At 40.6% G+C, this 14,010-nt stretch carries 16 protein-coding genes and 1 pseudogene; 10 read left to right on the top strand and 7 right to left on the bottom strand.

The genetic code is table 11. The features are described 5' to 3' along the window. On the bottom strand, window positions 1-502 hold a 502-nt coding region (locus AC5RDS_RS16235), incomplete at its 3' end, for a BRO-N domain-containing protein (RefSeq protein ID WP_306442797.1). A gap of 415 nt (window positions 503-917) precedes the next feature. Between AC5RDS_RS16235 and AC5RDS_RS16230 the strand changes: the two are divergent. Next, a pseudogene (locus AC5RDS_RS16230) lies at window positions 918-1,510 on the top strand (response regulator transcription factor). Here the strand turns inward: AC5RDS_RS16230 and AC5RDS_RS16225 are convergent. Continuing rightward, window positions 1,511-2,095 carry a nucleotidyltransferase domain-containing protein gene (locus AC5RDS_RS16225; protein ID WP_118104862.1) on the bottom strand — a complete coding sequence of 195 codons (585 nt, stop codon included), beginning with the start codon at window positions 2,093-2,095 and terminating at the stop codon, window positions 1,511-1,513. Window positions 2,096-2,388: 293 nt separating this feature from the next. Here AC5RDS_RS16225 and AC5RDS_RS16220 point away from each other — a divergent pair, with 293 nt between their 5' ends. The 9 genes from AC5RDS_RS16220 to AC5RDS_RS16180 all read left to right on the top strand — a co-directional run bounded on the left by AC5RDS_RS16220 (window position 2,389) and on the right by AC5RDS_RS16180 (window position 10,072). After that, window positions 2,389-2,964, top strand: a complete 576-nt coding sequence (locus AC5RDS_RS16220) for a helix-turn-helix domain-containing protein (RefSeq protein WP_181990589.1) — start codon at window positions 2,389-2,391, stop codon at window positions 2,962-2,964. Window positions 2,965-3,053: 89 nt separating this feature from the next. Next, window positions 3,054-5,531, top strand: coding sequence for a heavy metal translocating P-type ATPase (locus tag AC5RDS_RS16215; RefSeq protein WP_368318401.1), 2,478 nt, complete (start codon window positions 3,054-3,056; stop codon window positions 5,529-5,531). A 16-nt stretch (window positions 5,532-5,547) separates the two neighbouring features. Beyond that, a complete protein-coding gene (locus AC5RDS_RS16210) occupies window positions 5,548-5,913 on the top strand; it encodes a hypothetical protein (protein ID WP_118104864.1) in 366 nt (121 codons plus the stop codon). Window positions 5,914-6,777: 864 nt separating this feature from the next. Continuing rightward, window positions 6,778-7,101, top strand: a complete 324-nt coding sequence (locus AC5RDS_RS16205; protein WP_013613511.1) for an ArsR/SmtB family transcription factor — start codon at window positions 6,778-6,780, stop codon at window positions 7,099-7,101. Between the two features lie 110 nt (window positions 7,102-7,211). Further along, window positions 7,212-7,445: a thioredoxin family protein gene (locus AC5RDS_RS16200; protein WP_013613510.1), complete on the top strand. Its 234-nt coding sequence runs from the start codon at window positions 7,212-7,214 to the stop codon at window positions 7,443-7,445. A gap of 6 nt (window positions 7,446-7,451) precedes the next feature. Then, on the top strand, window positions 7,452-7,883 hold the full coding sequence (locus tag AC5RDS_RS16195; protein WP_013613509.1) for a nitrophenyl compound nitroreductase subunit ArsF family protein: 432 nt from the start codon (window positions 7,452-7,454) through the stop codon (window positions 7,881-7,883). Then, the gene (locus AC5RDS_RS16190) at window positions 7,883-8,587 is read left to right on the top strand and encodes an aromatic aminobenezylarsenical efflux permease ArsG family transporter (RefSeq protein WP_494222411.1); all 705 of its coding nucleotides are present in this window, start codon (window positions 7,883-7,885) and stop codon (window positions 8,585-8,587) included. The genes AC5RDS_RS16195 and AC5RDS_RS16190 overlap by 1 nt, the downstream gene beginning before the upstream one ends. Window positions 8,588-8,602: 15 nt before the next feature. Then, window positions 8,603-9,067, top strand: coding sequence for a thioredoxin family protein (locus AC5RDS_RS16185; RefSeq protein WP_494222410.1), 465 nt, complete (start codon window positions 8,603-8,605; stop codon window positions 9,065-9,067). Between the two features lie 36 nt (window positions 9,068-9,103). Further along, entirely contained in the window at window positions 9,104-10,072 is a 969-nt protein-coding gene (locus AC5RDS_RS16180) for a permease (RefSeq protein ID WP_046402699.1), read from the top strand. A gap of 214 nt (window positions 10,073-10,286) precedes the next feature. On the opposite strand, the gene AC5RDS_RS16175 is transcribed toward AC5RDS_RS16180, so the two are convergent. The 5 genes from AC5RDS_RS16175 to AC5RDS_RS16155 all read right to left on the bottom strand — a co-directional run bounded on the left by AC5RDS_RS16175 (window position 10,287) and on the right by AC5RDS_RS16155 (window position 13,309). After that, entirely contained in the window at window positions 10,287-10,874 is a 588-nt protein-coding gene (locus AC5RDS_RS16175) for a DNA-3-methyladenine glycosylase I (protein WP_013613504.1), read from the bottom strand. A gap of 364 nt (window positions 10,875-11,238) precedes the next feature. Next, the gene (locus AC5RDS_RS16170) at window positions 11,239-11,418 is read right to left on the bottom strand and encodes a HepT-like ribonuclease domain-containing protein (RefSeq protein ID WP_229041888.1); all 180 of its coding nucleotides are present in this window, start codon (window positions 11,416-11,418) and stop codon (window positions 11,239-11,241) included. A 150-nt stretch (window positions 11,419-11,568) separates the two neighbouring features. Then, entirely contained in the window at window positions 11,569-11,865 is a 297-nt protein-coding gene (locus tag AC5RDS_RS16165) for a nucleotidyltransferase family protein (RefSeq protein WP_013613503.1), read from the bottom strand. Window positions 11,866-12,678: 813 nt separating this feature from the next. Continuing rightward, window positions 12,679-13,017, bottom strand: a complete 339-nt coding sequence (locus AC5RDS_RS16160) for a HepT-like ribonuclease domain-containing protein (RefSeq protein WP_013613502.1) — start codon at window positions 13,015-13,017, stop codon at window positions 12,679-12,681. Beyond that, the gene (locus AC5RDS_RS16155; RefSeq protein WP_013613501.1) at window positions 13,010-13,309 is read right to left on the bottom strand and encodes a nucleotidyltransferase family protein; all 300 of its coding nucleotides are present in this window, start codon (window positions 13,307-13,309) and stop codon (window positions 13,010-13,012) included. The genes AC5RDS_RS16160 and AC5RDS_RS16155 overlap by 8 nt, the downstream gene beginning before the upstream one ends. Window positions 13,310-14,010 lie beyond the last annotated feature (701 nt).

The following is a 14,010-nucleotide window of genomic DNA, read 5'->3' as shown; positions in this document are numbered from 1 at the left end:
CACCCTCCTGTAATCCATGCCGTTTCCATTCATCCGTTAAGTCCTTACGGATTTCTATACTTTTGAGCCGTTGATTAATCCAGTTGTCGGAATATCCCAACCGTTTGTAATCCATCATAGCCTGCTGAATAGACAGTTCCGGGTCTTGCATTTGGTCAAGTCGTTCCTTAGCTACTTGTGCCATCCACAACTTGAAAGGTTCTGCTTTAGGAGAGGGTATGGATTGTATCAACCGAAACAATTGCTCGGTATCAGCAACATCTGTCTTATAATACTTACCGTCAGATGAGGGCATTTTCAGTTGACTACAATTTGTAGTCAACTCACTTCCCTCTTTTTTTAGACGAGTTTTTAACACACTCCAATACTTCCTTGGATTAGGACTATCAGTTAATACCGCTATCACATCTACTATTGAGAAATACCATTCCTCTTTGTCACTGTCCCATACGGTACGGACTTTCTTTTCTTCGAAGACTTTGATTGCATTCTGTTTTGTCATATCACCCGACTTTTGATTGTTACAAATATACCTGTTAGGAATGAGTTATCCTATAATTACCGACTGTCGTTTTAGACGATTTGAGCCACAAAAATATTCTACTGAATAACTCATCCGTTTTTAAGATTGTCTTGGCTGTACCGTTCTCATAGACGATTATTTTTATTAAAACAGTTATATACATATTTACACTTATAAATATACATTTAGGATAAACATGTATATAAACACCTAAATTTGATCTTATTCGTCGATAGTCAAATAAGATACTTCAGCTAATTACAACCCTACCAATTATTGCTTGCTTTATAAGTAAAACCAATGTATATTCCAACACCAACTCTACTATCAATCACTTTACCCCCAAAATGCTTAGCAAACAATAAGGAATCGATTTATCTATTATCTTTGCCACATGACGATTCAGCGAATAACTCCCGAAGAACTATGGTCAAGGCAGCAAATCAGCAGTCTTGACACAGACTATAAGTTGTGGGACAAAAAGAGAACCTCTATACAGGCATTTTCCCAAATAAGCCCAAGTTGTATCTTCACTGTCGATGTATTCAAAAAAAGATATGATTTTGCTTCCGATCATTTTACAGATCTTTTCGGCTACAACTCCAAGCAAATAAAAACGATCAGAAAACAGGGTAACCTACTGGAAGAAAGAATCCATCCTGACGACCGGGCGCAACTTCCCGCCTTTCAGATAGAGCACGGGCTGTTTATCTATTCACTTCCACAAGAAGAAAGGAACGATTATCAACAGGTATTTCAAATTCGTATGCAGAATGTACGGCAACAATATGTAAATGTCATCAGTCGCCACCAGGTCGTCCAAAAGGACAGGAAAGGCAAGGCTTACTCAGCAAAGAGATCGCTTATAAACTACACCTCAGTATCTATACCGTAAATAACCACCGGAAACATATTCTATCCAAACTACAAGCCGGTAATGCTATCGAAGCCATAAACCGGGCCGAGGATTACGGCCTCCTTTATTAATCACGGCAGCCAATCCAAACTATTGGTCAGCGGATGTTCCTGTCGCCACCGTTCCAATTCTACGTAACTGCGGACACCTCCTGTAAAAACGGCATGGTATATCTCGATCCCGGGAATCATTACGCCATCCGGCACCTCATACTTGATCCGAAGTATCGTTTCCCGAAGCCCGGGTGTGAGCAGTTTTGCAATAGCGGCAGTGACATTTTCCACCACCCCGTCATATTTCGAACCTTTGCGGATGTGAATCAGATCGAATTTCCATGTATGCAGTTCCTGATCTTCATACAGAGCATGCCACTCGATACATTCTTCTTCGGTATGAACCAGGTTTTTGTATTGAATCTCTTTCAGTTTAAGCCGCTCTGCCAATTCCTGCATAACCGAAAAACTCTCCGTAATATCGAGTTTCCCGGTATAGATGTGCAGATCGATATCCCTGCTTTTCATTAACAAACCTGACTTGAGCGAACCGACCAAATGTACGGTAGCCCCGATACGTTCCCAAGCCGGAATAATACCCGTTTCATCGAGTAATTTCCAGGCATTTTGCTGATTTTGTTCTGCGAGTTCGATAATATCCATAAGAGTTTATTTTGTGGGGATAAAAATACAAAACTCCCGACGATAGCTATATAGCTACAATTAGCTATTTTTCCCCTGTTCCGGAGCAAGGGAATCATGTGAACAATAGAAAGATTGATCTTATTATTCCCCAAATAAACATTCTTATCAATAATACAAGATTATTTAAGGAATTAGCCCGGAATATTTTTAATAACTTCATCATGCAAAGCCACCGAAATAATCCCTATTTTTGTCCGGGACACTGCTGTGAAAGTGCAGAGTGGCAAAGCAAACGCTTAATAATAATCACGATGGAAGAACAAGAGCACGTTCTTTTTATAAAAAATATGGTTTGTAACCGATGTATTCTGGTTGTATCAGAAATGCTCAAAAACCTGAATTTCAATCCACTCCGGATTGAATTGGGTAAGGTTGTCATCGAAGAACCGTTGAAACCGGCAGACCGGTTTCTGATCCGGAAAGCACTTGAAGCGCTCGGGTTCGAATTGCTCGACGATAAACGCCATCGTCTTATCGAACAAATCCGTACTGCCATTATCGAACTGGTCCATTATGAAAATAATCTCTCTAAATTGAAATTATCCGAATATTTAAGCGGGAAATGTCATTACGACTACAGCTTGCTAAGTAAACTTTTTTCCGAAGAAAACGGTATCAGCATAGAGAAATACTATATTGCTCAAAAAGTAGAACGCATCAAAGAATTACTCATTTACGACGAGCTGACGATCGGCGAAATAGCCACACAGCTCCAATATTCGAGTGTCGCTCATTTGAGTTCCCAGTTCCGGCAGGTAACCGGAATGTCCCCCAGTGAATTTAAACGTCTGAAAGGCAACAAACGCTCCCCTTTGGATAAAGTGTAAGATATAAATCATATCCATAATTTTATAACAGTACATCGGCCGGTATACCTTATCTTTGTCCGGAAAGAGATCATATAAAGGTTAAGCGTATGAAAATAAAAAAAACTTTTCCGGTGGTAGGAATGAGTTGTGCCTCTTGTGCAGCGAGAATAGATAAAGTCATTCATGAACAACCCGGTGTATGTGAAGCCAATATAAACTACGCAACCGCCCAGGCCCAGGTCGTCTACGATACGGAGATCTGTTCTGTTCAGGCCTTGAAAAATGCGGTGCAAGATGCAGGATACGATCTGCTGACCGAGACAGACCAACAGGGCGAGGAGAAGGCCAAACAAATACAAAACGAAAAATACCGTTTATTGAAAATTCAGACCTTCGGGGCTATTTTATTATCGCTACCGATCATGGTCATCAGTATGGTGTTTGTGAATATTCCTTACATGAACTATGTTTTATGGTTCCTTTCGACCTGTGTCGTTTTAGGTTTCGGAAACAGATTCTACCTCAGTGCCTGGCAGCAATTGAAACACGGTACTTCCAATATGGATACCCTGGTTGCCAACAGCACCGGTATCGCTTATCTATTCAGTGTATTCAATCTATTGTTCCCGGATTTCTGGTTATCGCGGGGGATAACGCCCCATTTGTATTTCGAGGCTGCAAGCGGTATTATAGCTTTTATTCTTCTGGGCCGCTTACTCGAAGAACGGGCGAAACAAAACACCTCAACGGCTATCCGTAGACTAGCGGGTCTGCAACCCAAAACAATTACGATCGTTACCGGATCGGGCGAACAAACCGTACCGATCGAAAATGCCCGGATCGGAGATACGATAGCTGTAAAACCCGGAGAACGTATCGCTGTTGACGGGACGGTAATAAGCGGGGATTCATACGTCGATGAAAGCATGCTCAGCGGTGAGCCTATAGCCGTACACAAACAAGCCGGCGAAAAGGTATATGCCGGAACGGTGAATCAGAAAGGGGCTTTTCATTTCACTGCCGACAAAACAGGGGCCGATACCATGCTGGCTCAAATCATCCGCATGGTGCAAGATGCCCAGGGAAGTAAAGCCCCTGTACAGAAACTGGTAGATAAAATAGCCGGTATTTTCGTACCCGTTATCATCGGTATAGCCTTGTTGACTTTCGGGTTGTGGTGTTTATTCGCACCGACTGCCGGTTTTTCCCACGGTCTGCTGGCTATGATCACCGTCCTCATCATTGCCTGCCCCTGTGCCCTGGGCCTGGCTACTCCGACAGCACTCATCGTAGGAATCGGAAAGGGAGCTGAACACGGCATTCTGATAAAAGATGCGACAAGCCTGGAGATTGCCCGGAAAATCGATACGATTGTATTAGATAAAACAGGTACGATAACCGAAGGGCATCCAAGGGTCGTAAATACTTACTCGCATACAGAAACAACGGAAGCCCGGAAAATAATATACAGTCTGGAACGTTTGTCGGAACATCCGCTGGCAGAAGCGATAGTCAGGGAATTCGGACAAGAAACATCTATTCCGGTCACCGGATTCGAAACGATACCGGGTAAAGGAATAAAAGGCCGGACAGGCGATGAAACCTATTACGCCGGAACCGCTGAATTACTCACAGACAATGGCGTCATCCTCCCGGAACCCTTAAAACAAAGGGCCGAAAGTTGGCTCAAAGAAGCCAAGACAGTCGTCTGGTTCGGTCATTCGACCCAGGCCCTGGCCATAATCGCGATCACCGACGAGATAAAACCGACCTCATTACAAGCCATCCGGCAGATGGAAAAAATAGGGCTGACCGTTTACATGCTGACCGGAGATAATGCCGGTACAGCACAGGCTATAGCCCGAAAAGCAAACATCGGCCATTACCGGTCGGGCGTTCTTCCTCACGACAAAGCTATCTTTATCGAACAACTGCAACAAAAAGGTGCCCGGGTAGCGATGGTCGGCGACGGAATAAACGACAGCGCCGCATTGGCACAGGCAGATTTGAGTATCGCCATGGGAAAAGGAAGTGATATCGCCATGGAAACTGCTATGGTCACCATCCTTTCCTCCGACCTGCTGAAAATACCGGAAACGATCCGTTTATCACGGCTGACGGTGAAAACCATCCGGCAAAATCTGTTCTGGGCTTTTATTTACAACCTGGTCAGTATTCCTATTGCAGCAGGCATACTTTATCCGGTTTGCGGTTTCCTGCTCAATCCAATGATCGGCGGAGCAGCTATGGCATTCAGCAGTGTGAGTGTAGTAAGCAATAGTTTACGGCTGAAACGGAAAAAAATAAGCCTTATCCCGAGGGGGAACGAGGTACGGATCGAAGAAGTTGAACCTATAAATAAAAAAGTCATGAAAAAAAGATTTACTATCGACGGCATGATGTGTGGTCATTGCCGTGCACACGTTGAAAAAGCACTGAACAGCATCGACGGTGTAAAAGCAATCGTAACGCTCGATCCTCCGGAAGCGACAATCGAATTCACAGATAAAGAATTTTCTTTAAACGAGTTACAACAAGTCATCCAGAATAAAGCCGGAGACTATAAATTACACGATTTGGAATAATGTACACGCCAATCGCATGAATCCTCTAAAGTACCAGGACAATTCGGACAACCATTTATTATTATTCAACGATCCCCTTCAACGCCGAAGGTATGCCTGTTCGCTGATCATGATACTACTGATGACAGGAGTTGCCGAAATCCTGCATGAGAAAGAGATTATCTTTCCTGAAATAGCAGCTCTTATCATCGGCATGTGGATTGTCGATAAACGGGTATGGCATATCGAAGCCGGACAAATGTTATCGTTAATGACTCTTGGCGCCTGTACCGGTGTTCTCCTGGTGCTTTACTCCTCATTTCCTTTGGTGGTCAACGTAGCGATCGCTTTTCTGTTTGCAGGGCTAAGTCTTCTATTCACCCGGACTACATTATTCCGATGATATCCGTCTGTGTACTTCCCGTGTTGTAAAAAACCGAAAGCTGGGTCTATCCGGTATCCGTTTTCGTGATGACCTTGATTATCCCTGTCGCTCAACGCTGGATGGAGCACCTCGGCTTATGGCAAAAAAAACCATAAATTCCCGGCTACTTTCAAATCAAATTTTGCTTCCATCGGTCTTTATCTTATGTATTCGGCTTCAATAATGTCCTATCCATTGTTATGATACGGCCAACGGAAAAAACGGAAGAGTAACCTTCATACCCCAACAGCTCTCCTTTACAAACCTAAACTATATCTTGTTTTTATGTTTTAAAAACCGGTTCGCCAGATATTTCCTTACCGGTATGTCATAAAATTTCAGGCAACCATAAGCTAAAACGATACTACCTATAACGACTCCTAAAGCACCGGGAAACTTATAACAAAATAATAATGTTATCCGGTATACAACTTTGGTTTTATGGGACCGACCATATGTTCCTTTCCCGTCAGTCCACCACAACATCTTTTGAAGGCACTCCGATCGATCCCATCACCCCCCTCTGATTACAATGTCGTAAAACCGGGCAGATCTTAGCAATTCAGGCCCGATATCAGGACCAGGAAGGTACCGTAATGCCGACAATGTAACAGCCATTGCTTACTTCAACTCACAATGGGAAATTAATACCTTGATATCACTCCCAAACAGTACCGGGACGACTGGATGAGACCGGCATTTCGGGGTAATAATAAGCATATGAACGATTTCCTGATCAGAGTTTCTGTTTCAAATGTCCGGCAGAGATTTCTATAGTATTTCCTGCCAGAATTTTGTCGTTTGAAATATTGTTCGTAACTTTGCGAACAATAAAACTGATTTATGGGGAAGACTAAAGATTATACAGACGAACAAGAACGAATAGCCCGCTACGCTAAAGCAATGGGACATCCGGCCCGAATGGCTATCCTGCAATTTCTGGCAGGACGGGAAACCTGCTTTTTCGGAGATATCCATGAAGAATTACCGATAGCCAAAGCAACGGTTTCACAACACTTGAAGGAATTAAAGGAAGCCGGATTGATACAGGGAGAAATAGAGGCACCGAAAGTGAAATATTGTATCAACCGGACCAATTGGGAGGAAGCCAAACGATTATTTTCAGTTTTTTTCTGTCATTGTAAAGACAAAAAATCTTGTTGCTGAAAACAGCAGGCTTTTTTATGCGAATATTGTTCGTAATTCTACGAATTACAAACAATAATAACAAGAATCTTGTATGATGAGAATTATTCACTATTTAATATTTTGAAACGATGGAAATTAAAGTATTAGGAACAGGCTGTGCAAGTTGTAAAGCACTTTATACAGCAGTAATACAAGCTGTATCGGAAACCGGTATTGAAGCGAAGGTCGTAAAAGTAGAGGAACTGACCGAGATTATGAAGTATAACGTAATGAGCATGCCAGCCTTGGTAATCGACGGTAAAGTGGTATCGAGCGGCCGAAAGCCGACCGTTAGTGAGGTTAAAAAGTTACTTGTAAAATAAACGACCATGCGACTCACAACTTTATTGATTACATTGACTCTATTCTCCGCCTGCAGAGAAAAGCAAAGCAGAAACTTGCAGCTACAGGAACAAACCGTAACCGGCGACCGGGTGGAGGTAATTTATTTTCATGGGAAACAACGTTGTATGACTTGTAAAAGCATCGAGGCACAGACAAAAGAATTGCTGACAGGAAGTCTCGCAGAAGCAGTGAAAACCGGACAGATCGTATACCGGACAGTAGATATTTCGGATAAAGAAGGAGAAAAAATAGCGGATCGGTATGAAGTCACCTGGTCATCTCTGTTTGTAAATCGCTGGAAAGATGGGCAGGAACAGCGAAACAATATGACAGAATTTGCTTTTTCGAAGGCAACAAGCGATCCCGAAGGATTTAAAGCAGGATTGAAAGAAAAAATTGAAATATTGATGAAATAATGGAATCTCCGGACATTTTAATGAATAGCGGTCTACCTGTCGTGACAGCTTTCGTACTGGGTTTACTGACCGCAATAAGCCCCTGCCCTTTAGCAACAAATATAACGGCTATCGGTTTTATCAGCCGGGATATCGGTAACCGGAAACGAATTTTTCGAAACGGGTTACTTTATACCTTGGGGCGGATTATTACCTATACAGTCCTGGGCCTGCTGGTTATCCCCATTTTACGGGAAGGAGCAAGTATGTTCGCCATACAAAAAGGAATCAGTCAGTGGGGGGAATGGATTATTTCACCTTTACTATTGCTTACCGGTGGATTTATGCTATGGGGGCAACGGTTGAATCTTCCGAAATTCGGTTTTTCGGGAGACAATGAAAAACTGCAAACCCTGAAAGGTGGTGTAGGTAGTCTGACATTGGGTATATTATTTGCCTTGGCTTTCTGTCCGACAAGCGGGGTTTTCTACTTCGGTCTGCTGATACCGATGGCAGCGATCTCAACAGGCGGGATGTGGTTTCCTGTTGTTTTTGCTGTAGCCACAGCTTTACCGGTAGCGGTAGTGGCCTGGCTGCTGGCCTACAGTATTGCAGGAATCGGACGTTTCTACAATCGCCTACAGGTGTTCGAACGATGGATGCGAAGGATTGTCGGCTGGTTATTCACCGGCACCGGCCTCTATTATCTGATCAGGTTATTATAAAAATCGGAGGAAGGAATGAAAAGGCAACTGATAAAAACAGGAATAACGGTTACTTTACCTATAGTTATCCTTATAGTTCTCTTTGCATTACAGGATACTTTCATCCGGCTAGGTTCCACCCGAATGAGCCGGATGCAAAACGAAACGACGGCAGCAAGCATAGCAGATAGCATACAAATCTTGTACAACTACAAAGACCGACGCGATACAGGACTGCAATATACTTTTCTGGAATTCGGAGCGATGGGTTGTAGAAGCTGCCGGAAAATGGAACGTGTCATGGAAGATATCCGAACAACATACGGCAAAAGGGTTAAAGTTCGGTTTATGAATGTGTCGAAGCAAGAAACACAGGAATGGACGAAATATTTCGGAATCGCCGCCATTCCTACACAAATCATATTAGATAATAACGGACATGAAATATTCCGGCACACAGGCTTTATTTCAGCAGAAGATCTGGGAACGGTATTCAAATAATTTTATAATGACAAGAGAGAAGTAAACAATTCGATTATGATACAGAAATTTGCAGATTGGTTGGTCTACGGGATTTTCGGCCTAGAGGCAAAAAGTCATCTGGGAGAAGCCGTGAATTTCTTTTTTTACGATACGGTGAAAATCATCCTATTATTATTTTTAATCAGCGTAGTGATGGGAGTAGTAAATGCTTATCTCCCGATCGGGCGGTTACGTCACTATCTAACTACCCGCCGGTTATATGGGCTGGAGTATGTATTTGCCGCTTTGTTCGGAGCGATAACGCCATTTTGCTCATGCTCATCCATTCCGTTATTCATCGGCTTCGTCAAAGGCGGGATTCCCCTGGGAGTTACGTTAAGCTTCCTGATTACCTCTCCGCTGGTAAATGAGGTAGCGGTAGCCATGTTCCTGGGTACATTCGGAGTGAAAATCACAGTTGTATATGTGGTAAGCGGTATTTTATTGGGAATTATCGGCGGAATCGTTTTGAACCGTTTCAGGTTAGAACGTTACCTAAGCGATTGGGTGAAAAGCATTCAGCAAAATTCGGAAACAGAAAGTGAATCCTGGGAAAATACCGGAACGCCTTTTATGAAACGGTTACCGGTCATTCTGCGTGATGCCTGGGGTATTGTAAGAGGTGTATTGCTATATGTGATCATCGGTATTGGCATCGGAGCAGCCATGCATGGATTCGTCCCCGAAGGATTTTTCGAAACTTATATGTCGAAAGAACACTGGTATGCAGTACCGTTGTCGGTCATTCTGGCAGTTCCCATGTATGCCAACGCTGCAGGGATTATTCCTGTCATTCAGGTTTTTGTAGCCAAAGGAATCCCGGTAGGAACAGCCATTGCGTTCATGATGGCCGTAGTAGGGCTTTCATTACCCGAAGCGACACTTTTAAAGAAAGTGATGACCTGGCGGCTGATCGGGATATTCTTCGGCACAGTGGCCTCTTTTATTATCCTATCGGGATTTATATTCAATATGATCTTATAGACCGCTATTTCCCTTCAATCCGATCTGATCATTTTTTAGCCAGGTATCCGAAAACCTGCAGCCTGGCTAAAAAATGCAAATTCATCCTCCAGGCTATGACCGACAGAATGCCACGACTTAGAGCATAAACCGAAGAACTCTTTTTTTGTATTGTGTTCCAAGCCATCTCATCTTTAATCTGATGATAACCATGTACTCATATATAACGTATTCCCTATCCATCCTGTCGGACAACTTTCCGACACAAACAATCCGTCAGGTGATCGTCGATAAACCCTGAAGCCTGCAAATGGGCATAACAAATCGTAGTTCCGAAGAATTTAAATCCACGCTTTTTCATATCTTTACTCATGGCATCGGATTCGGGTGAAGACACCGGAATTTCACTCAATGACCGAAAAGCATTGATAATCGGCTTCCGGTCAGGAAAAAACGACAGTGTATAATCATAGAAACTACCGAACTCCTTTTGTATGGCAAGGAATAGCCTTGCATTGGTGATTGTCGACTTAATTTTCAAACGATTTTTCACAATACCGTCAAACTGCATTAACCGTTCGACATCTTCATCGGTCATTTGTGCAACCAATCCGGCATCGAAATTGTAAAAAGCTTTACGATATCCTTCACGTTTTCTAAGAATCGTTATCCAACTCAAGCCCGCCTGTGCACTCTCCAACACCAGAAACTCAAACAGCCTCCTATCGTCGGTTACCAATTTTCCCCACTCCTCATCATGGTATTTCACATACAGTTCGTCTGTTTTACACCAACCGCAGCGTCCGTTTATTATATCCTGCATCATCATCATATTTTATTACGGCATAAAGATAATAGATTCACAGCCACGTACCAACGATCGGCAAGCGATTCTATCATCCCCCCCTTTCTTACACTTTGTTAAATATAAGTAATATATAGCTTATATATAAACAATTTAGCACTAAATTATGGTGGTTGGAATATGATTTTTATACACATACTTTTTGTTATTAATTGGTTATACATAAAATTTCAATTTAATTCATATCTCTAATTGAAATACGTAAATTGGTGAATAATATTTCTATTGGGTATATATAATTAAATTTGCTACAATTTTCCACCAAATAAAAAAAGCAATAGAAGTGAATCTATTGCCAGTATATTTTATCTGTGATGATATTTTATTCTAATTTACGTTTGTATAACTCAACCTTCTCTTTTAATGGCAGTAGTTCTGTTTGAATTGTAGCCCACACCATTTCATCACTGATTTGATAATAATCATGTACCAAAACATGGCGCATTCCAATTATAACTTTCCATTCAACTTCTGGATGCTTTTCTTTAAATTCATTTGTCAGTAAATATGCCGCTTTTCCAATTATCTGTAAATTTTTGATAACGGCAAACGGAGTGTCTTATTTCCCTTGTACCCGTCAAAACTGATACCTTTAGTAACTTCGAACAAGTTATCAATTGCCTCTATTATATGGGACAAGCGGTTGATATCTTTAGGCTTCTCTCTCATAGATCAATATTTTATCCTGTTCAGCCGATTCTTTAGCGAAATCTTTCAACTGTCCTTCTTCCACCAAATCAATTTTCTTGTGCAGAAGAGATTGTAAGGCGTTCACAATACCGATATACTTGAAAAGAGTAACATTAGCATTCTTGTCAAAGCGTACAAGTATATCAATATCACTCTCCCTTGATTCTTCTCCACGAGAATAAGAACCAAACACCCATGCTTTCTCAACTGGTTGTAGCGTGAAGAACTCTCTTAGTTTATTGATAATAGCTTGTTTCATATTTGCTCTTTTTGCAAAAATAGTGAATGTTGATGAGAAAACCATGATGTTACGAGCAACTAATGGTTAAATATTTAAGTCAGTGACTTTTCCTCAGAGTTGGCATATAATACCTAAAATGAAGGAAATCGCTCACTAACTACAATTCTGTTATGAGGAATATCTAAAATGCAATATTCTTTATCTTCAAAGCTGTCTACATAAAAATGAATCAATACATCATTACATACATAAATATTTGATATTCTGGCATATTTACTTTGTCGTATCCTATTCTACAAGTACCTTTGTACATGTAAATGATTGGTCTGATGTTCTTTCCTGAATTAGATACTCTTTTGTTTGTTAGAAAAATTTGTTCCTATGAAATTACATGAGAAAGGAAAAACCTCCAATTCAGAATGGTTTGGTGTAGAACATTATCGAATTTTCCATGAAATGGATTTATTCAGGTATGTAAACATGGAGAGATTACAAATGTTATATCCTGATATTTTTAGAAATCCCAAACCGAAGTCTATCATCCCCTCGCACCCAAGTTGACATACGCACGATGAGTCAACGTAAAATCATATTAACAAAATATGATTATAAACAGACATTTTTAAATAATAATCACCCCTTTTGCATTACAATTTAATATAAGTATCTGTTGCCACGGTTGCAGAAATAGATGTTCCAGCGGGAATTACAGCCTGTTTGCCTTTTAATAATAAAAATAAAGGACAAACAAATATTTTATAGTGCCATTTATAATTGTATATAGAGAGTAGAATTTTGTATTTTTCCACTAAATGGATTTACCGCTTAATATTATTCTTGTAGTAATTTTTCCACTTCATTTTTCAAACGGGGGAGGTGATTGACAACAATACTCCAAAGAATATCAACCGAAAGACTATCATAACCATGTACGATATAATTACGAGCGTCCACGATTTTACGAGCGTTAGTGATGGCTATATCCTTGTTCTCTTTTAATATCCTGTTCATCGCCTCACCGATAATTTCAATGCACCTCTCAATCGCTCTTTGTAAACGTATATCTCGACAAAATTCTTCAAACAATTTTGGTTGTCCCTCGAAAAATGTTTCAATGTCATCAATCGCATTAAGTATATCTTGCAAGTGTTTCTTGGTAAAGTTATCCATATATTAATGCTTTGGTTTGCTCGATAGTTTCTTTCAAATAATGATTACGAATAGCGTGTTCTTCCAGTAAATCAACTTCTCTTCCCAATATATCTTCTAAAGCGTATTTCAAGTCAAAGAAATTACTAAAATAATCTGTTACTTGTGCTTTGTCGAAATTAACTATGAAATCAACATCGCTTTCTTTATTAAAACGATTCGTGAGGATAGAACCAAATACGAATAATTTACTAACCTTGTACTTCTTGCACAAGGCAATGATTTTATCCATATTTAATTCAATCAGATTCATGTAGTCATTCTCTTTTTGCAAATATAGTGATTGTTGAAGACAAAACAAAAACGCTAGAAATAACAGATTATTAAGTGTTGGTTATTTTTGATATATTGTCAAGTGTTTGATAGTAAATAGAAGTAAAAATATGAAATTCAAGCCAGCAACTTTATAAATAATATAAAATACTGGCTTTTCTTTTTTATATTACTATTTCTTACTTTCAGCTTCCCAGATTGTATTTAAAACCTGTTGAAAGTTGGCAAGTGGTATATGCTCTATTGATAAAGATTGTTCCGCACGAGTATCCTTTACATGATAACAGGGGCTATTTTGCTGGTAAGGGTTAAACGTGTCACCATTGAAATTTATTTCCGTTAGTTCATACTTATCGAATCGTATCGAGTTCACAGGGTCGAGTTTGTCGTTAAAGAATCCCAACGTGACCGATCTGGTGTTCATGTAAGTAAAGTTCTGCCATTTATACATTCCAACTAGACAATGGATTTTTTATATGAAGTTACAGGTAAACCTAACCTTTGAGGGTAGTGTTTCACTTAGTGTGTCCGTTCTGAGTTCTCAGATTCTTTAGACTTTGCAAATATATCAATTTTGTTTGGAAGAGGGTGTCCAAAAAGTATTTGGCACCCTCGATTTATTCGTATCCCTATTGGAGACTGAAATCAAATATCCGATTCTACAAGGGGGTATTTTGCCTT

The sequence above is a fragment of the Odoribacter sp. genome (genome assembly GCF_985060555.1).
Note: the sequence above shows the minus strand (reverse complement) of the source record. Positions and strands in the feature narration are given on the sequence as shown.